The organism is Nocardia sp. NPDC052112 (assembly GCF_040680135.1).
Classification (GTDB): Bacteria; Actinomycetota; Actinomycetes; order Mycobacteriales; family Mycobacteriaceae; genus Nocardia.
In genome coordinates, this window is record NZ_JBFAWD010000003.1 from 34108 (window position 1) to 54194 (window position 20087).

General features: G+C 65.8%; 16 protein-coding genes. 11 read left to right on the forward strand and 5 right to left on the reverse strand.

Going from position 1 to position 20087, the window contains the following annotated elements; translation table 11 throughout:
- The first annotated feature begins 983 nt into the window (after positions 1 to 983).
- From AB0L58_RS06125 to AB0L58_RS06170, 10 genes are all read left to right on the forward strand, one after another.
- The gene (locus AB0L58_RS06125; protein WP_364383177.1) at positions 984 to 2060 is read left to right on the forward strand and encodes a glycosyltransferase family 4 protein; all 1077 of its coding nucleotides are present in this window, start codon (positions 984 to 986) and stop codon (positions 2058 to 2060) included.
- Positions 2057 to 3253: a glycosyltransferase family 4 protein gene (locus AB0L58_RS06130; protein WP_364381915.1), complete on the forward strand. Its 1197-nt coding sequence runs from the start codon at positions 2057 to 2059 to the stop codon at positions 3251 to 3253. Before AB0L58_RS06125 ends, AB0L58_RS06130 begins: the two co-directional genes overlap by 4 nt.
- Positions 3246 to 4658 carry a lipopolysaccharide biosynthesis protein gene (locus AB0L58_RS06135; RefSeq protein ID WP_364381918.1) on the forward strand — a complete coding sequence of 471 codons (1413 nt, stop codon included), beginning with the start codon at positions 3246 to 3248 and terminating at the stop codon, positions 4656 to 4658. Before AB0L58_RS06130 ends, AB0L58_RS06135 begins: the two co-directional genes overlap by 8 nt.
- Positions 4655 to 5668 carry a glycosyltransferase gene (locus AB0L58_RS06140; RefSeq protein WP_364381921.1) on the forward strand — a complete coding sequence of 338 codons (1014 nt, stop codon included), beginning with the start codon at positions 4655 to 4657 and terminating at the stop codon, positions 5666 to 5668. The genes AB0L58_RS06135 and AB0L58_RS06140 overlap by 4 nt, the downstream gene beginning before the upstream one ends.
- Positions 5665 to 7047: a hypothetical protein gene (locus tag AB0L58_RS06145; RefSeq protein WP_364381924.1), complete on the forward strand. Its 1383-nt coding sequence runs from the start codon at positions 5665 to 5667 to the stop codon at positions 7045 to 7047. Before AB0L58_RS06140 ends, AB0L58_RS06145 begins: the two co-directional genes overlap by 4 nt.
- Positions 7038 to 8357 carry a Wzz/FepE/Etk N-terminal domain-containing protein gene (locus tag AB0L58_RS06150; RefSeq protein ID WP_364381927.1) on the forward strand — a complete coding sequence of 440 codons (1320 nt, stop codon included), beginning with the start codon at positions 7038 to 7040 and terminating at the stop codon, positions 8355 to 8357. The genes AB0L58_RS06145 and AB0L58_RS06150 overlap by 10 nt, the downstream gene beginning before the upstream one ends.
- Positions 8354 to 9751, forward strand: a complete 1398-nt coding sequence (locus AB0L58_RS06155) for a glycosyl hydrolase family 28-related protein (protein ID WP_364381930.1) — start codon at positions 8354 to 8356, stop codon at positions 9749 to 9751. The genes AB0L58_RS06150 and AB0L58_RS06155 overlap by 4 nt, the downstream gene beginning before the upstream one ends.
- A 2-nt stretch (positions 9752 to 9753) precedes the next feature.
- On the forward strand, positions 9754 to 11079 hold the full coding sequence (locus AB0L58_RS06160; protein WP_364381933.1) for a GNAT family protein: 1326 nt from the start codon (positions 9754 to 9756) through the stop codon (positions 11077 to 11079).
- 123 nt (positions 11080 to 11202) lie between these two features.
- Entirely contained in the window at positions 11203 to 12582 is a 1380-nt protein-coding gene (locus AB0L58_RS06165) for a glutamate-1-semialdehyde 2,1-aminomutase (protein ID WP_364381936.1), read from the forward strand.
- Positions 12583 to 12599: 17 nt separating this feature from the next.
- A complete protein-coding gene (locus tag AB0L58_RS06170; protein ID WP_364383180.1) occupies positions 12600 to 13715 on the forward strand; it encodes a glycosyltransferase in 1116 nt (371 codons plus the stop codon).
- Positions 13716 to 13905: 190 nt separating this feature from the next.
- Here AB0L58_RS06170 and AB0L58_RS06175 read toward each other — a convergent pair whose 3' ends face one another.
- The gene (locus AB0L58_RS06175; protein ID WP_364381938.1) at positions 13906 to 14436 is read right to left on the reverse strand and encodes a sigma-70 family RNA polymerase sigma factor; all 531 of its coding nucleotides are present in this window, start codon (positions 14434 to 14436) and stop codon (positions 13906 to 13908) included.
- Positions 14437 to 14766: 330 nt separating this feature from the next.
- The gene (locus tag AB0L58_RS06180) at positions 14767 to 15486 is read right to left on the reverse strand and encodes a GAF and ANTAR domain-containing protein (RefSeq protein ID WP_364381940.1); all 720 of its coding nucleotides are present in this window, start codon (positions 15484 to 15486) and stop codon (positions 14767 to 14769) included.
- 327 nt (positions 15487 to 15813) lie between these two features.
- Here AB0L58_RS06180 and AB0L58_RS06185 point away from each other — a divergent pair, with 327 nt between their 5' ends.
- Positions 15814 to 16575, forward strand: a complete 762-nt coding sequence (locus AB0L58_RS06185; protein ID WP_364381942.1) for a GAF and ANTAR domain-containing protein — start codon at positions 15814 to 15816, stop codon at positions 16573 to 16575.
- A gap of 1 nt (position 16576) precedes the next feature.
- On the opposite strand, the gene AB0L58_RS06190 is transcribed toward AB0L58_RS06185, so the two are convergent.
- From AB0L58_RS06190 to AB0L58_RS06200, 3 genes are all read right to left on the reverse strand, one after another.
- Positions 16577 to 17320, reverse strand: a complete 744-nt coding sequence (locus AB0L58_RS06190; RefSeq protein WP_364381945.1) for a GAF and ANTAR domain-containing protein — start codon at positions 17318 to 17320, stop codon at positions 16577 to 16579.
- A gap of 170 nt (positions 17321 to 17490) precedes the next feature.
- On the reverse strand, positions 17491 to 17721 hold the full coding sequence (locus AB0L58_RS06195; protein ID WP_364381948.1) for a cold shock domain-containing protein: 231 nt from the start codon (positions 17719 to 17721) through the stop codon (positions 17491 to 17493).
- Positions 17722 to 17740: 19 nt separating this feature from the next.
- A complete protein-coding gene (locus AB0L58_RS06200; RefSeq protein ID WP_364381951.1) occupies positions 17741 to 19801 on the reverse strand; it encodes an SDR family oxidoreductase in 2061 nt (686 codons plus the stop codon).
- Between the last annotated feature and the right edge of the window lie 286 nt (positions 19802 to 20087).

Below are 20087 nucleotides of genomic sequence, written 5' to 3' on the forward strand. Positions count from 1 at the left end.
TCTGCACGATCCGGTGCGATACTGCTGCAGCCTACCGCCGATACAGTGGTCTACACAGGTCCAGTTGGCGATTGCTGCCGCATCATCGCATTTCCACGGACCGGAGCACACCTTTATCAGCGCAGCAAACCTCGTCACCACACCTCGAGCGAAGCAGCATCGAGCGCGCCATCCACCGATGCCACCGCAAAGCGGGGGTGACATGCTGCTGATGGCACGTACGACGAGGCAGGCTTCGAACTTCACGTGATAGTGGCCGACGTCGGGGAGACACGAATATGCGGAGACCGAACGCAACATACTCCGCGGCACGGGTTGATGGATAGACACCGAACGAATGGTCAGACGGTCGACAATCACGGCAAGATTATCAGCCGACCGACAGATGATCGTGACCAGAAGACGAACAGTCCGCTTCATTTGCCGAGGTCACCGTAAACGGAATACCTCATCGCAACTCAATGTCCTTCGGTATGACAATCTCCGCAATTCATTTGACGCTGCCGACCCAGCAGCTATGGATTTGCCACCGGAAATAACTATGTGCGTAAAGCTCCTGCGCTGGCCGCGTGGTTTTGTACCGTCCCACACCGAATGAGGCCGGCGCTGGCCGGACAATCACATCTGGCCGGGACGATCAGCGAAGCCCGGAAACCGAACCGTGCTGCTGCGGTACCACGCAACGGCGACACGGGAATACGCATCCCGCTCAGGCGAAACCGACCTTTCGCCGACAGTCGGATGGCTTGCCGGGCTTCGCGTCGTGGTAGGGGCGGCGCTGTCGGGCACGGGGGTCGATCTCGGCTGATGGACAACGGACTGGGCATTCGCCTTGGTCGGAAGTTGATCTCGACGACCGACCGAAACCCAGGAACTCTCCTAGACTGTTGCGCGGGAAGCGAGTTCAGATAGCGGACTCGTCCCATCATCGCCAGGAGTAGGGGGCCGCGGTGACGGCAGCGACCGGGGTATTGCGCGTGCATATGACAGGGTCCGAATGGTTCTCGGCAGCCCCCGGCGGACTCAATCGTTATTTCACCGAGCTATTCCATGCACTCGCACGGCAAGCGGGACTACAGGTTTCGGCATCGGCGTTCGGCGCGGTCGGTCCCGATGATCCGCCCGGCGCGCGGTCGTGGGGACGAACCGACGGTTCGACCATCGCACGGGCCCGCTCCGCATTTCTGGAGCGGGCCGAACTGCGCCGCGCGGATATCCTCGATCGGCACTTCGCACTGTATGGCCCGACGGCCCGCGCGCGGGGCGGGCCGGTGCCGCTGGTCGTGCACTTCCACGGCCCGTGGGCCGCCGAGAGCCGCCTGACCGGACAGCGCGAATTCGGCGTACGGGCGAAGTATCTGATCGAGCGGATCCGCTATGCACGCGCGGACCGATTCGTGGTGCTGTCCAACCACTTTCGCGAGGTGCTCTGCGAGGACTACCGGGTCCCGGCCGAGCGGATCCAGGTAATCCCGCCTGGTGTCGATCTGACCCGATTCCGCGCCGCGCCGATACCGACCGGCACCCACCGGACCGTGCTGTGTGTGCGCAGACTCGAACGCCGGATGGGTATCGATACGCTGTTGCGCTGTTGGCCGGGCGTGGTCGCCGAACATCCGGAGGCGCACCTCGTCCTCGTCGGAACCGGTAGCGCCGAAGGCGAATTGCGCGCCCAAGCGGCGGGCGCCGGGCTGGGCGATTCGATCACCTTCGCGGGCAAGGTCGATGACCGACAGCTCACCGAGCTCTATACACAGGCCGAACTCACCATTGTCCCGACAACGGCGCTGGAAGGATTCGGCCTGATCGCCCTGGAATCACTGGCCGCGGGTCGCGCACCGATCGTCACCGACTGTGGCGGACTGCCGGATTCGGTACGCGGACTGGATACTTCGCTGATCGTGCCCGCGCGGGAGCCCGAGGCACTCGGGGCGCGGATCGTGGCCGGGATGAACGGCACACTGCCGACACCCGAACAATGCCGCGCGTACGCGGAAACTTTCTCGTGGGATGTCACAGCGGGGCGCCATCTCACGATGTATCAGGAATTAAGGCGATGACCCCATCGAGGACGACCAAGGCCCTCTTTCTCGCGCATACCGCGGCGCCGTCGGGCGCGGAACTGGCGACGCTGCGGTTGCTTGCCGCACTGCGCGAGTCGCGGCTCATCGATGTTGCTCAGATCTATACGGAGGACGGCCCGATGGTCGAACGCATGCGGGCGCGCGGGGTCGAAACCCGCGTAGTGCGTGGTGCGTTCGACAGCCGTGCCATGACCATCGGATCCGGGCCGGTGCGGCTGGTCGCCGGATTCATCGCGCTGCTGCGATTGGGCTGGGCGCTCGGTGCCACCGTGCGCGAGCTGGGTGCCCATGTGCTGATCGTGGAGAGCACCAAGGCTTTGGTGATGGGGTCGGTCGCGGCGCGACGCGCGGGCATTCCGTTGGTGTGGCAGGTGCACGATCGGATATCGGTGGACTATTTCGGCCGCCTGCCGACCGTGGTGATCCAACTGCTCGGCCGGTTCATGGCACATGGCTATATCGCCAACAGCCGAACCACCTTGCGCACATTGCGGATCGGCCGCCGCCCCGCGGTGGTGGCCTATCCGGGGGTGGAACTCGACGCGGATCTCGAGCGCGGCGCACAGCGCGCACCCACCGAAACGGTCCTCGTCGCCGTCGGCAGGCTGACGCCGTGGAAGGGGCAGGACGTGCTGCTGCGTGCCATCGCGGCGGCGAAAGTACAACCGCGACAGGTCTTTCTGATCGGCGGCACCTTCTTCGACGAGGAGCGATATCACACCGAATTGGCGCGGCTGGCACAGGAATTCGGGCTGCCGGTCACCTTCACCGGACACGTCGAGGATCCCGGACGCTATCTGCGCGACGCCGATATCCTCGTGCACTCCTCGGTGCTCCCCGAACCATTCGGACAGGTCGTCGTCGAAGGTATGCACGCGGGCTGTGCGGTGATCGCCTCCGGACCGGGCGGCCCCACCGAAATCGTCGAGCCCGGTGTCAACGGACTGCTCGTGGACGGCGGTGATCAGCGGCAGCTCACCACCGCACTCGACACCCTCATCGGCGATCCCGCACTGCGCACCCGCCTGGCCACCGCGGCCCGCACCCGCGCCTGGGATTTCGATATCGAAACGTCGGCGCGCACCGTCGCCGCCCTCCTCAATTCCATTACCCAACGCAACGGAGCGGCGGGACAGCAGAATCCGCGAGAACGGACTCCGCATGTCTGAAAACAAGCATGCCGCAGGCCAACCCACCGAACCACCGACACCGACCGCCACCGGCGGCGCCCACCGCAAGGACGAACGCGGCGCATCCGGCGGCGGCCTGCACCGATCCCATGGCCTCGCCGCGGTGCTGCGCGATATCGGCTATGTCACCTTCGGCAAGTACGGGCAGTACGTCATCACGATCGTCACGGTCCCGCTGATCGCGCGGGTGCTCGGCGCGCACGGCCTCGGTCTGTTGGCGATCGGCATGTCGTCGTATTTCATCGGCTCGCTGCTGGTGGACCTCGGTATCACTTCGTTCCTGGCCGCGCGGGTGCACGATTCGCGCGAACGCGATGGTGCGAGCGCGCGGCCGCACACCATCAATCAACTGCGCGGCGATTACCTCGCCATCCGCGCGACCACCCTCGGCGTCATCGGGATCGCCCTGCTGCTGAGTCTGGCGGCGAGCGCGTCGGTCCAGGTGGACATGATTCTGTTGGGTCTGTTCGCGGGCGGATTCTGGTCTGTCTCGGAGGATTGGCTGCTGATCGGACAGGGCCGATTCGGGGCGTCGACCGCATACCAGGCGGTCGGGCGGATCGGCTATCTGATCCTGCTCGTCGGGCTCCTGCCCCGGACGCCGAGCGCACAGGTCGCACTGCTGTGCTTGCTCATATCGTCCGTGCCCACCGTGGCGCTGACCTGGTGGGATTCACTGCGCACTTTCGGTCCGCCGGCGCGGCCACGGCACATCAGGAGCGTATTGCGCACGGGCGCACCGATTCTCACCTCACGTGTCCTGGTGACCACCTACGGTCAGGGCGCAGCGGCGGTGTACTCGGCGGTGCTGGATACGGTTTCACTCGGTCTCTACTCCGCGGGCGACCGGCTCGTGCGCGCAATCCAATCCACCCTGGACCCTATCGGTTTCGCGCTGCTACCCCGAATGGCAAAGCGCAGTACCGATCACCGATTCTGGCGGCACGCCCTGCTCGCGCTGGCGGCCTGCATCTGTGTCGCCACCGTCGCGGCGGTGGCCGTGTGGCTGGCCGCGCCGCTGTTGATCCGGCTGGTCTTCGGTGACGAATTCACCGGCGCCGTCGGGCTGCTACGGGTCGAGATCTTCATGCTGCCCGCCACCACGATCACCTCTTTCGTCACCACCGCGCTGCTACCGGTGCGGCAGGACACCACCGGCGTACTCGTCGGCGCGGTGCTCGGCACCTGCGTCGCAGGCATCGCACTGTTCATTGCCTTTCGGACTCATTCGGTCTGGACACTCGTCTACGGCAGCGTATTCGTCGAATTCAGCACGGCGATTTGGTATCTCGCGCGGGTCCGCACCTTGATCGTGCGGGAACGCGCAGTGCCGGTAGCCGCGAGTCCCGCAGTGGTGCTGATGCGCGAGGGAGGCGCCGCGTGAAGATCTTGTTCGTCGGGGACGACTGGGTCGGCAGCAATGCGCGCTCGCTCGCGGACGGCTTCCGGCAGGCTGGCCACGAGGTCGTCGTCATCGATTCCACCCCGGTCACCCTCCCTACACGCTTGTCGCCGCCGTGGGTCTTCGCCAAGTTCGCGCGGCGGCGCGCACCGTGGTCAGTCTCCGACCTGCACGGCGAAATCGACCGCGCCGCGGCACAGTTCCGGCCGGATCTGGTCTTCGCCTTCAAGGCCGTGCATCTCGACCAGCGCAGGTTGCTGGACATCCCGGCGCGGCTGCATGTGCACTACAGCCCCGACGATGTCACCAATCCGGACAACATCAGTCCGGAATACCTTGCACACGAATCCGATTGGGATCTGATCGTCACCACCAAGCGGCACAATGTGCCCGAACTCGTCGACCGGGGCGCGCAGGCCGTCGCCTTCGTCCGCAGCGCCTACGATCCGGCCTGGCACTATCCGGCCGCGCGCGGACGGACGCCGCGCTACCTGGTCGGCTTCATCGGCGTCTGCCGCCCCGATCGCCGAGCCGATCTGGTCGCGCTGGCCCGCGAATACGGTGACCGGATGCTGGTGCGCGGCCCGGGGTGGCGGCGCGTTCCGGAAATGCGCACCACCCGTGCCACGGTGGGCGGGCCGGTCTACGGTTCGGGCTATTCGGCCGTGCTCGCCGATATCACCGCGAATCTGGTGCTGCTCAACTCCGACAACCGCGACACCCACACCTGCCGCACCTTCGAAGTGCCCGCCGCGGGTGGGCTTTTCGTCGGTCAACGCACCGACGAACATGCCGAACTCTTGCGCGACACCGTCGAATGCTTCCTCTTCACCGATCAGGCGGAGCTGCGCGACATCCTGGATTGGTGTGCGCGGCATCCGAAGCAGGCGGATGCGATCGCCGGGGCCGGATACCGGCGGATCGCCGACGGCGGGCACCGGTATGTCGACCGGGCGCGGGAGATCACGAACGTACTCGAGGCCCGGACATGAGTGCCTATGCCGAGATCACCGCAATCGCCTGCGCCCTGGCCACTTTGGTGGTCGCCGCTGCGTGGGTGCCCAGCGTCGCACGGGTTGTCATCATCGCCCAGGCGGCATTCTGGTCGTTATCCTATCTCGCCCGGCCGCTGGTACTGCTCGCGGTGCAGCCCGAACCACACTACGGCGACAATGTGCCCGATCCGCGATTGGCCGAGCTCGGCTACGACCGCGGCATCGCGCTGGTCCTGCATCATGTCGTCTTCGGCCTGTGGGTGTACGCGATACTCATTGTGGGATATGCGATCTGGTCACGGCACCATCCGATGCCCGGCCCGCCCGCGATGATCGGCAATCCGGATTTCGTACCCGCGCTGGCCACCATCTACATCATCGGCCTGCTCGGCAGGGGCGCCGCCTATGCCACCGGATCCATCGGCCACGCCGGTGATATCGACAGCGCCAATCCGATTCTCAACTTCGTCAGCATTCTCGCGACCGTCGCGGCGCTCGGGCTGATCATCTTCATCCGACCGGCCCAGCCGCGTACCACCGCGCTGGTGATCGGCGCACTGTTGGCCGGGGAACTGATGTGGACCGTGGTCGTCGAATCGAAGACGCCGATCCTCGGCGCTGCACTGGCGGTGGCGGTCCGGTTCGCGATACTCGGCTGGACCAAGGCCAAGGTCATCGGCGTGCTGGCGATCGCGGTGCTCGGCATCGGCGGCTTCGGCTGGTTGCAGTCGTTCAAGACCACCGAGGTCGGCAAGGCCGAAGCGGCGATGACGAGTTCGGCATACCCGCCTTCGGTGCGACCGTTTCTGAGCATCCTGCGGCGCTTCGATCTGCTCGAGGCCGCGACCGACGCCTATTATCACGGCACCGGATACTGGCTCACGCCCGCCCAGGAATTCCGCCACGCCGCATCGAGTCTGATACCGACCCAATTGCTGGGAGCGCCGAAATTCCAGTCGGGCACCGCATGGGCCGATGACGTTCGCGGCGCCTCGGTGGATATGACCCGGGTCTCGGTGTCACTCGCCGAGGGAAATGTCAACGAGGGCTATGTGATCGGCGGCTACACCGGCATCGTGGTGAGCGTCGGTTTCACCTTCGTGCTGCTGCTCGCCTGGGCCAAAGCACTGTATTCCCGGTATTTCCCGATGGTGGTGCTCGCGCTCGCGCTGACCGGAGCCTCCTCGCTGTTCGAGCGCGGCATCCTCGGCAGCATGGAAGCGCTCGGCAAATTCCTGCAGGCCGCGGTTCTCGCGACGCTGATCCAGCTGATGGTCGAGGAATATCGCCGCCGCGCGAAACCCCGCGCCTTGCCGCGGCCACCGCAACAGCCTTTGCTCGTCATCGGGAAAAGAGGTTCCGAACAATGGGGTTGATCGATTACTGGCATATCGCGCGTCGTCGCTGGATGCTGATTCTCGGTGTGCTGGTGCTGTCCTTACTCGCGGCGGTGGGTTACGCGCGCAGTCAACCGACCACCTATGTGGCCACGAGCGACGTCTACGTTTCGATGGCGACCGGAACCTCGGTGAACGATTCGTATCAGGGTGGACTGGCCGCCCAACAGCGCGTGCGGTCCTACCTCGACCTGGCCACCAGCGCCAATGTCGCCAAGCGCACCATCGACGATCTCAGCCTGAATATGTCGGTCGACGAATTGCGTGGCAAGATCACCGCGGTCTCACCGCCCGCCACCACCTTGATCGTCTTCTCGATCAAGGACAGCACACCCGAACGCGCCCGCGATATCGCCAATACCGTTGTCGCGCAGTTCCGTCAGTTGATCGCCGAACTCGAATCCATCGAGAAGGACGCGGCACCCGCCGCCCGCGCCGAGGTCGTGGACCGAGCTGAACTGCCCGCCGCGGCAAGTGGTCCGCAATCGACTCGGTTGCTCGCGCTCGGGGTGCTGGCCGGACTCGCGCTCGGCGGGCTGGCCGCCTTCGTCCGCGATCGCACCGACCGCAAGTTGCGCACCTCCAACGATCTGGAGGCGGTACTGGCCACCCCGATTCCCGGCTCGACGCGCATCGGCGCACCGGTGCCGATCCTCGGCATCGTCGATCTCGGTCGTCCGGGTGCGGTCGATGAAACCCGCAGGTTGCGAACGCGTCTGCAGCGCAACGGCGAGGCGACGACGGTGCTGCTGTCGAGTCTGTCGGCCCGGTCGGAGCCGGAAATCGCGATGGCGCTGGCCAAGTCGTTCGCCGATACCGGCCGACGTGTGGTCTATATCGACGCCGACACCTCCGGTCACGGCGGTTCACCGCGGATCGTGCTCGGGGCGGTGCCCGGACTGGCCGGTGTGCTGCACGGATCGGTACCCGTCGCCGACGCACTGACCGGGTGGCCGCAGGCCGGGGTGACGGTACTGCCGCTGGGTGAGATGGACGAGCGCACTTCCGATCTGCTCGCGTCGGACCGGTTCGCGGCGGTGGTCGCCAAGCTACGCACCGACTACGACCATGTGGTGATCCAGGCCGCGCCGGTCGCCCACGCCGCCGATGCGATCGCATTGGCCCCGCTGTGCGAACACACCGTCGCGGTGGTCGAACTCGGCACCGGCACCGCGCCGCAAATCCGTGGCGCGCTGGCCACATTCGGGGACAACCTGCTCACCGGCGCGGTAGCGTACAGCAAGCTCGGTACGGGAATACAGCGGCTGGTGGGGAGGCTGCGCGTATGAATTCAGCATCGCGGCGGAGCAATCCCATGGGGGGTGGTGGGCATTCCGAAGCTGTGGGTCGGCGACGACTGCTGGCCGCATCTCTCGGCGCCGCCGCCGCGGTACCCCTGGCGGCCTGCGCCTCCTCCGACTCCCCCGATATCGAATTCCGGTCACCGCATGTCACCGACGCGCCCGCGGCACGCAATGTCCGCGACTTCGGTGCCGTCGGCGACGGCGTCGCGGACGATACCGCGGCGATCGAGTCCGCGGCCGCCGTCGGGGATGCGCCACTCGTGCTCTATCTGCCCGCCGGCCACTACAGAGTGACCGCCTGGCCCGACCTGCCCGACTACGCGACGGTGCTCGGCGACGGCGGCGATGTCACACTGGTCACCTGCGATGCCGATATCACGCTCATCAACCTGCGCAGACGCAATCGGGTGCGGTTCTCCCGCATCGGCTTCTTCCTGTCCGGTCCACGCTCGACGGCCGTCGTGCTGTCGGAATCGTTCCGCTGCTCCTTCGACGGGGTGGTGATCCGCGGCAATCACCTCAGCGAGAACCACCCGCGTTTCCTGCAACAGCGCGGTGTGGTCCTGGAAAACAACACCGGCGGAACGGCATTCGTCAACTGCGATATCAATAACTTCGGCTTCGGCATCGTCACCTCTTGCATCCAGAACTATGTGACCTCTGCCAAATTCACCAGCAACTACATCGGGGTGCTCGGCACCGGCAACAACCATAATGCGGGGCTGTCGCTCACCAATGTGGAATTCGTTTCCGACGAGGATCCGCGCACCACCGATCGGCATATCAGCATCGACGGTGCGGCCAACGACTGGTGGTTGACCAATGTCTGGTTCGAAGGCGCCGATACCGCACTGTCGGTGGGCCAGCGCGACCGCGGCGGACCAGCGCAGTTCGGGATGATCAACTGCAAGGTCGCCGCGCGCACGGTCGGCCTCGACCTGGTCTACTGTCGGCAGCCGTACCTGGCCAATGTGCAATTCGACAAGGACTCCGACCGGCCACCGATCGAATTGCGCATCGATCAGGCGGGCTGTCCGGAAGGCACCGCGATCAACCTGATCTCCGGTGCCTCCGATGATCTCGCGCCCGCCATATTTCCGGACAAGTGGCATGTCATGGGGCGTGACGGCATGCACGCACCGCAGTACAGCGGCACCATGGTCGGCCGGGCCGGGCACGGCGAGGCGGATATCTTCCAGGCACAGGCCGCCGACGGTACTGTGCGATCGGCCGTATTGTCCAGTGGCGCTTGGCTTTCCGATCGCCCGGAGAGCGGCATCGTCCTCAAGGACGCGGCGGGCGGCTACTGGCGCCTATCGGTCGGCACCGATGGTGCCGTGAAAACAACCTCGCTCGGCCGCCAACGACCCCGGGAGTGAGCATGTCCAGCAGTTCGTTGTCCGGAATCCGGCTCGGACCCATGACATTGCACGGCGCGACGGTCGTACTGCGCCCGCCGCGGGTCGACGACTACGCGCAATGGCGGCGGATCCGGCTACGCGATCAGCGCGGTATCGAACCCTTCTGGTCGAGTTCGCCGCTGGATTGGGCTGCCCGACATACCGGAAAGCTCTGGGTCCGTGAATGTCTCAACGCCCGTGCGGAGGCGCGGGCCGGTCGCCGATTGTCATTGGTGATCGAGGTCGACGGCCGGCTCGCGGGTCAGATCGAACTGGTTTCCATCGAATCCGCGACCGGCTCCGCCGAAATGGGGATCTGGGTCGATGCCGAGGTGGCCCGACACGGCATCGGCGGCCTGGCCTCGGCCATGGTGCTGGATTTCGGTTTCGGACCGGCGGGTCTGCAACGAATCACCGCGCCGATCTCCCCTGCCAATATCGCCACCGCACGCGGCGCCGCACTGATGGGTTTCCAGCGCGAAGCGATGATGACCAGGTATTTCGACGTCGGCGGGGCCCGGCGCGACCACGAACTGTGGGCGATCACCAACGCCGCGATGCCACCGAAAGGCTTCGCGCGGCGCTGGATCGACAGCCACTCGACCCACCATCCGGAAACGCCCCGACCCGCCCGACCGGACACCGGCACCGCTACGCCGCTGAGCCGGACCACCGTGCTGGCGGCCGTTGCCCGGTACTGCGCGGGCCGGGCGCTGCACCGACTCGATCCGCTGCGCGCACCGCCCGCCGCCCGGCTCATCGATCCGGACGATCCCCGGGTGGTGCTGCGCAGTCGGCACCTGCTGGACCGGTCCCGGTGGCGGGTCGCGCGGATCCGCAATCGCGCCGCACTCGATCCGGACCCGAGCGCACCGGCCGCGGTCTGGGCGCGTCGACACGGACCGGTCGGCTGGTTACGCGAATTCTGCTGTGCTCGTGCGGGTTTGCGGTCCACGCGGGGTCTGGTGCTGGTGGTCGAGGTGGACGGCGACTACGCGGGCGAATGCCGGCTGTTCGATCTGGATATGTTCGACCGCAACGCCCGCATGTTCGTATGGACCGATCCGGCCGTCGGCGGTGAGCGGGTCCGGATCGCGGCCACTCGGCTGCTTCTCGACCACGCGTTCACTGCACTCGGCCTGTGCCGGGTGGCCACCGCCATCGAACCGTGCGATGTGGGTTCGGCCGATATCGCCGCGCGGGTCGGCATGGTCCGCGAGGGACGCATGCGCTGCTTCGTCGGCGCCACCGGTCGTAGGGCCGATCACGACCTGTGGGCGGTTACTACCCCTATGGCCCCGGGGTGAGCGAAGTTGCGCGGACACCGGGTCCCACGGGACGTACTCTGAAACGGAGAACCTATCGCGCGCAAGCCGATTCGTGCTGGGGGCCCTGTGTGCGCGTGTGTCGTCACTGCCCAGGAGCTCACCATGGACCACGTTGACCGCGGCCATACCAACCCCGCAGTCCGCCGCGACCGTTTCGCGCGCAGCAATGAACTCCAGGCACGGCTGCACGACCTGGTACCTGGCGGTGCGCACACCTACGCCCGCGGTCCGGATCAGTATCCGGAGTTCATGGCGCCGATTCTGGTGCGCGGCGAGGGCTGTCGAGTCTGGGATGCCGACGGCAATTGCTATATCGAATACGGCATGGGGCTGCGTTCGGTCACCCTCGGCCACGGGTACCGTCCGGTGCTCGAGGCCGTGACCAAGGCGATTACCGACGGTGTCAGCTTCAGTCGGCCCACCGAACTGGAATTGCTTGCGGCACAGGATTTCCTGTCGCTGGTGCCGGGCGCGGATATGGTCAAATTCGCCAAGAACGGCTCCGATGCCACCACCGCAGCGGTGCGGCTGGCCAGGGCCGTTACCGGACGCACGGTCATCGCGGTCTGCGATCAACCGTTCTTCTCGGTGGACGACTGGTTCATCGGGACCACCCCGATGGCCAGCGGCATACCCACCGAGGCCGTCGCGGGCACCATGCAGTTCCAGTACAACGACCTGCCGTCACTGGCGGCCGTTTTGCATAGCGGTGCGGTCGCCGCCGTCGTGATGGAGGCAGCGACGGCGCTGAACGAACCCGCACCCGGCTTTCTCGAGGGTGTGCGCGAACTCTGCGATCGACATCGCACCCTGCTCATCTTCGACGAGATGATCACCGGGTTCCGGTGGTCGGCGGGTGGGGCGCAGGCCGTCTACGAGGTCACACCCGATCTGTCGTGCTGGGGCAAGGCGATGGGCAATGGTTTCCCGATTTCGGCGCTGGCGGGCAAGCGCGAGTTCATGGAGCTCGGCGGGTTGCGCACCGACCGCGATCGGGTGTTCCTGCTGTCCACCACCCATGGTCCGGAATCGGCTTCGCTGGCCGCGTTTCGTGCGGTCGCGCACGAGTACACCACCGGTGATCCGATCGCGCGCATGGAATATGCCGGTCGACTGCTCGCCGACGGTGTCAACGCGATCGCCGCCGATCTCGGTATCGCGGACTACCTGCGGGTGCTGGGTCGTCCCTCGTGTCTGATCTTCGTCACCCACGATCCCGAGGGCCGACCATCTCAGGAGTTCCGCACGCTGTTCCTCCAGGAACTGTTGCACCGTGGCGTACTCGGCCAGTCCTTCGTAACCTCGGCCGCGCATACCGAAACCGATATCGCCCAGACCATTACGGCATGCCGTGCGGCAGTGAGCGTGTACCGCAAGGCAATCGAGCAGGGCACGGTGGACGGGTTGTTGGAAGGCCGCCCGGTGGCTCCGGCCATTCGACGCAAGGCCGAGCCCCGCCGTATCGGCTCGGTGCCCGAATGAGCCTGTCGCATCGGGAGATCGGGTCGCCGCGAATCGCCATAGTGCACGAACGGTTCACCGAGTTCGGCGGATCCGAAGCGGTCGTCGGCGAGTTCGCCGAAACCTGGCCCGATACACAGGTATTCGCTCCCATCGTCGATCGGGCAGGCATTCGACCGCCACTGACCCGGGTGCGGGACACCTGGCTCAGCCGCGCATACGCCGCCACCGGTCGCCGCTCACACGCACCGCTGTTGCCCTTCGTACCGCGCGCCCTTCGACAGCTGCCCCTGCGCGGACGCTTCGATGCGGTCCTCATCAGTCATCATGCCTTCGCCACCCAGGCCGTATTCGCCACGGACGCACCGACCATCGTGTACGTGCACAGCCCGGCCCGCTGGGCGTGGGATCCGGAATTCCGCGCGCAGGAGGCGGGCGGGCGCGCCGGACAGCTCGCGCTCACCGCCCTCGGCCGACTGGCCCGCCGCGGCGAATTGCGTGCCGCCCCACATCTCACGCAGGTGATCGCCAACTCGCATGCGGTGGCCGATCGCATTCACGACTGGTGGGGCTTGCCCTCGACCGTCGTCAATCCCCCGGTGCAGGTCGACGATTTCACCCCCGATCCGGCCGTGCCCCGCGAAGACTTCTTCCTCGCCGCGGGCCGCCTCGTCCCGTATAAGCGCCCCGACCTGGCCATTCGCGCCGCCCAACGCGCGGGTGTGCGCCTGGTCGTCCTCGGCGACGGCCGCTTCCGCCCTCAACTCGACGCGATCGCGAGCACCGAAACAACCTTCCTCGGCGCCGCCCCCTTCCAGACTCTGCTGGATACGTACCGCCGCTGCCGCGCCCTGCTCATGCCGGGCATCGAGGATTTCGGCATCGTGCCCGTCGAGGCAATGGCCTGTGGCACACCGGTTCTCGCGGTCGATCATGGTGGTGCCCGCGATACCATCCGCCCCGGATACACCGGTGAATTCGTCGAACACGGCAGCGACGAGCACATCATCGCGGGACTGGCGCAGGCCATGCGCGACTTCGATTCCGCCACCTATGATCCGGCGGCCATCCGAGCGCACGCGATGACCTTCTCCCCCAAGGCATTCCGCGCTGGCATCGCCGACATCGTCACCAACGCCATCGGTTCCGGATAGCCACACGCGCGCGGACGCCCCACCGCGGCCCGGTAGTCGGCGATGGCGTCCTGCCCGCGCCGGGCAACACCACGATCAGCCTGCGCTCCTCAACCATCGCCAGCAATGGCCATCGGCAGGTTTCGATCATGATCGACGCCGACGAGCGCGGCGCACAGTTCGCCGTAGGCGCGGACAGTCCGTCCAGGCGCTAATTGGGCGAATCGGCCAGGTCGGTCTTCAGGTGTTCCAGGCCAGCCCGGATCCGGGATTTGACCGTGGGGAGACCGACGCCGAGACGCTCCGCCACCTCGGGATAGCTGAGTCCGGAGTAGTACGCGAGCGCGATGGATTCGTGCTGGAGCGCGGTCAAACGGGTGAGGCTGCGACGCAGAGCATCCCTTTCGTCGTGCCGCACTGCCTCCTCGGCTACGACATCGGTCGGGGGCTGATAATCGCGACTGCCCCACGAGTGATTGTGGTCCATGGTGGCGCGTTCGTGCCGGACCCGGTCCACGGCCTGGCGATGGGCCAGCATGCGCAACCAGGTGAGCACGGAACCGCGGCGCTCGTCGAATCCGATCGCACAGCGCCACACCTCGAGGTAGACGTCATGACAGGTCTCTTCGGCGTACCCGCGGTCCCGGACGATTGCCAGCACGCGCTGGTAGACCAGACCGCGAGTGCGGCGATAGAACTGCGCGAAGGCCTCTTGATCGCCCTGGCCGATGCGATGTACCAATTCGGCATCGACACCGCGGGATTCGATATCAATCGGATCACGAACAGGACGAGAAACGGACCGCAGCGGGGTCGGAATTCCTTTGGACCGATGCGAAATGCGTTCGGACCGAGACGAAGCGAGCAGGATCACGGTTGCCCCCAGACAAACTGGTGATGCGACAAGCAGTTTTATTTCGACGAATGAAGCTGCGTCGAAGCAGACCGTCGAGGGCATGGACGGAACTGGCGGAGAACGGGATCCGGCCGGGGACTGGGGCCGATAGTCCAACTTTCACATTACCGCGCCGCGCGCAAATGATCATGCACTTTCGCGCAGTAATGGGTCTACTCAGACGCGCAGTCCGAGTTCGACGATCCCTTTCGCCACCGCATGTACGGCGACCCGATTCTTGCGGGCATGGGTGCGGATCAGTTCGAACGCGGCCTCCGGCGTGGTCCGCCTGGCATTGGCGATCACACCCTTGGCCTGCTCGATGACGATCCGCGAATCCAGCGCATGCTGCAACTGCGCGGTCAGACGCTGCTGACGGCGCAACACGTTGGAGTTGACGATGTGGCCGGTCGCCATGCTCGCCAAGAGTCCGCCGACCGAAATATCCTGGTCGGTCCAGACCCGCGGGCTCGGACCATACAGACCGAGCGCGCCCACCGTGGTCTCGCCGACCCGCATCGGGATCTCGGCCAGCGATGACAACCCGTGCCGGACCGCCTCGGCGGCGAACTCCGGCCAACACTCACGGTAGCGACCGATATCGTCGATTGCGATGGGTTTGCCGGATCGGAACGCGTCCACGCTCGGACCGCGTTCACAGCGATGCTGACAGAGTTCCATCGCCACGAGTTCGTCCGGCGCGGCGGCGGCCATATGGGATCCTTCATCGGGCGTCAGCGTCTCGTCGGGCATCAGCATGACGGTGCAACCGACCAGATCGAGCGCGACAATCGCGCTGTTCATCAGCTGGCGCACCATCTCCGCGGTGTCGCCGATCGCGGGAAGCAGTTCGGCCAGCCGCGCTGCCGCGGCAACCAGCACCTCATTGTCAGACACGCGAATCACCCCGCATGCGCGAAAGTCGGTTGTCCCCTCAAGTCCCGCGCCGCACTTGCTGACATTCCCATGGTATGGCTGAGCGAAGTCACACACCACGATTTCGGCACGACCAAACTCCTTCGAATTACCCAGCTACTCACCGGATTCCATTGATTGGAAATCCGATAGTGGTCGACATGACTAGTATTCGGATGCCACCATGTACGACATGGCCCCACCTGACTGGGCGCGATGATGTGCCCGGTCAGGGCTTTTTCGCTGAATTCTCTCCGTTTAATGTGCCGCATTGCGGCGAGTAGCGTTCACCGCGACCGGGAGACTGCAATGGCGCCCCCATTCGACGATCGGCAGCACAACCGATTCTCCGAGCCGCTGCCGGATTCGATCCAGTTATTACGGTCACTTGTGCGCACGGTCGACTCGCTGGCGAGCGATTTCGACGTTGTCGAACTGTGTCAGCAGCTACTGGAGACCTGCACCGAGGTCACCGGCGCGACCGATGCCGGATTGTTGCTGGCCGACCAACGCGGTGAACTACAGGTACTTGCCTCAACCAACGAGTCGCTGCGACTGCTCGGTTTGTTACAGCGCGAGGGGCCGAGCCTGCATGTCTATCGGAACGGGACCGCGGTATCGGTCCCCGATCTGCGTGCCGCCTCGGATGGGTGGCGAGAGTTCGCACTCGCGGCATCGGCCGCCGGGTATCGCTCGGCCTATGCCGTGCCACTGCGGCTGCACCGCGACAGTATCGGCGCGCTCACGATTCTCGCCGCCTCGGCCACCGCGCTCGGGCAGCTGGATCTGCGCATCGGACAGATCCTCGCCGATATCGCGGCCGTCGGCATAGCGCAGCACGTGCTGCTCGCCGATGGCGCGACGATACAGGCGCAGTTGCCGACCGCGCTGAACATGCGCGTCACCATCGAGCAGGCGAAGGGTGTGCTCGCCGAGCGCGGCGACCGGGATATGGATCGGGCCTTCCAAATCATGCGCGGATATGCCCGCGCCACCGGACGACGGCTCACCGATATCGCCGGTGACATTGTGGAGGGCCGTATCGATCTGCGGGCCGATGCGGTGGACTGAGTCAGATATCGAAGCGGATCCGGTCGTCCACGACCAGCGCCGCGACCTCGGACAGCGACAGCCCGTGCGCGAAGGCATAGGCGCGCAGCCGCGCATACGCATCGGGTGCGCGGATGTCCAACTGCGCGAGTACTATTCCGGCCGCCTGGTGGATCGTGCGACTGGTCAGCGGTTGATCCCACCATTGCGCCGCGGCATGTACGGATTTCGCCGATCCGGCCACCAATTGCGCGATGACCAGATCGGCGATATGCAACCCCGCCGAAATCACGTACGGTTCCGGCTTGCCCGGCTCGACCCGATACAGATCGAGCGCACCGAAGCGCACGACACCCAGCTGTAACGGCACCGCGACCATCGATCCCGCCACCACTGCCCCAGCCACCGCGACCCGGTTCAATTCATCGGCGAAACCCGGCCACCGCACATCGGTTTCGGCCAGATCGGCCACCAGCACCGGCACACCGGCGTCGACGGCGTCCATGGCCGGCCCCTGCCCGGCGGTGGCCTGCACCGCCTCCACCCGCGCCGCGACCGAATCACTGGTGGCCCAGGGCTGCAGCCCGGCATCGCGCTCCTGGATCAGGATCGCGGCACGCTGCACCGGCAACACCCGCACACAGGCGCCGCACAGGGCGGTCATCCCACCGCCTTCGGCCGACAGCTTCGTCAGAAACTCGAGGGCCGACAAAAATTCATCGGTCAACTGATCGAACTGCCCCACACCATTCCTACGAACTTTCACGACCGTTATCCCTGCCATGGGTTCGACGGTCCCTTGTCCCAGGATTCGTCACCACACGGGCACTGGACCGCAACTACGCCGCAGAAAGTGCGGCGGGTCGGCATCGCAAGAATACGAAACGCCGATCGTCCACACCAGGGCCGAACGTCCCACGACCGCACCGCACGCTCTCAGAGCTTCCTGACCCACGTCGCCCGGTAGCGGAAGCTATCCTGCCGCGCCTGCTCGTACCTGAACTCGACGCGGTCCCCGTCGGTCAACACCCGGAACCCCTCGCCGTCGATGGCGCTGAAGTGGACCCAGACGTCGCATCCCCGCGGCACGTGGGGTGAGGCGATCGCGCCCCACCCCTTTTCTGCCTTGAAGAACCTGACGGTGCCTGTGCGGTGGCGCTCGGTCATCAGCCCATCATGGCCGCGATCACCAATGCACGCCGGGGATTACCCGCGCGACCCGCGCGGCCGGGCTCGGCAGTGCCATCAGCGGCAGTACCACGGGTGCGAGGTAGGACAGCGCGTTGCGACCGGAGTCCCGGTCCGTCTCCCCGACAGCGGTGGGCACCGCCGTCTGCTTCCCTTGCGCCGCACCCACCCCACCGGCTGCCTTCCCTTGTGCGGCATGCGATTCACCGAACCAGCGGAACCCCTGGTGCATGATCCTGCGCTTGACCGACGGCATCAGCAGTTCGACTGCCTGGGCGAAGGTGCCGACCGGGGTATCGATGCGGTGCGGGCGATCCTCGATCGCGCGCACCACGATGGCGGCGGCGCGATCCGGATCCGGCACCGGCAGCGAGCGGTAGAGATCGGTCGGCGCGATCATCGGCGTGCGCACCAATGGCATGCGCACCGAGGTGAAAGTGATTCCCGCATCCCGATTTTCGACGGCCGCAATCTCGCTGAAGTTGTCCAGCGCGGATTTGCTGGCCACATACGCGGCGAAGCGCGGCACCTTGGTCTGCACGGCGATCGAGGAGATATTCACGATATGTCCGAAGCGCCGCGCCCGCATAGACGGCAGCAGCGCGAGGATGAGTCGCACCGCACCGAAGTAATTGACCGCCATGGTCCGCTCGAAATCGTGCATGCGGTCGGTGGAATTCACCACCGACCGACGGATCGAGCGCCCCGCATTGTTCACCAGATAATCGACATGACCGTGATCGGCGAGTACCGCGGCGACCAGATCGTCCACACCGTCGGAATCGGTGATATCGCACGGATAGGCATGGGCGATGCCGCCTTCGGCCCGCACCGACTCCGCGGCGGCGTGCAGGTCCTCGACACCACGCGCCACCATCAGCACGGTCGCACCGCGCTGCGCGACGGCATGGGCGGTGGCCAGGCCGATACCGGAGGAAGCTCCGGTGATCAGGACGATGCGGCCGTCCAACGGATCACCGCTGTCGCCGGGCCGACCCCGATTCGGGTTCAAGTGCTCGGCCCAGTACCGCCACAGCCGGTCTGCGTAGCTGTCGAACGAGGGCACCGTCAAACCCGACCCGCGCAGCTGTGCCCGCGTGGAGTCGGCGACGAATTCCGCCGAGAACGAGGTGTGCGGTGCGACCTCCGCCGGAATGCCCAACTGCTCCAACAGGAAATCGCGGACCGTTGCCACACCCGGGATGTGGGCGAGCCCGTCGAGCGCGAGTCCGCTGCCGGGCACCGTGCCGATTCCGGTCGGCGCACCCGCCGCGGCCGCGAGCGCACCGTAGATCTCGCCGAACGGCTGCGGTTCCGGGTTCACCAGGTGGAATGTGCGTCCGTCGAGCCCCTTGCGGCGGACCAGCTCGACCATGGCACCCGCCACATAGTCGACGGGCACGATATTGGTCGCACCCAGATCCGGTAGCAGCATCGGCAGGTCGGCCGGCAGTGCGCCCAGGCGCGAGATGGCCGGGAAGAAGTAGTACGGACCGTCGATCTTGTCCATCTCACCGGTGCGCGAATCGCCGACCACGATCGCCGGCCGGTATACCCGCCAGCGCACCCCCTCCGATTCGCGGACCAGCTTCTCCGCGGCGAATTTGGTGCGGTGGTACGGCGAGGTCAGCCGCTGACCGAGGTCGAAATCCTCCTCGAAGAATTTGCCCTTGTGGTCACCGGCCACGGCGACCGAGGAGACGTGGTGCAGCACCGCGCCCAGCTGGCGGGCCAGTTCCAGCACCGAGCGCGTGCCAGCGACATTGGCCGCGTGCGCGGTCTCCTCATCGGCGGTCATGTCGTAGACCGCACCGAGGTGGATCACGTGGTCGGCTTCGGGCGCGTCCTCGATCAAACCGAGGCCTTCGGCGGTCAGATCACCGAGCATCGGAAAGGCGCGTTCGCCACCGGTCCAGGCCGCGGTCAGTTCGCCGAATTTTGCTACCGAGGCAGTGCGAACCAGCACATGCACAATGGCTTCGGAATCGGCTGCCAGGAGTTCCTGAACCACCCGGCGGCCCAAGAATCCGGTCCCGCCCGTCACGATGAAAGTCGCCATCGCATTTCCTCCTGCTGTCGCACTCGAATTGAGTTGTCACACAAGCGCGCCCGGCATGCAGCAGTGAATGCGGACATCATTGATTCGGCTGCCAGCCAACAGTTTGCTGAGCCAAAGCAGGAACACCATTGCCCTACTGATCGGTAACTTTAATCGGCGCAGCTAGCCCCGGGCAAGCGAATAGCGGCTCACGGCGATGTGTGAATGGTCACCAATGAGCGTCGCTAATATTGTGTGTTACAACAGTTTTCAGATAATCCTCGAACGCGAATCCTGAATCGGGACA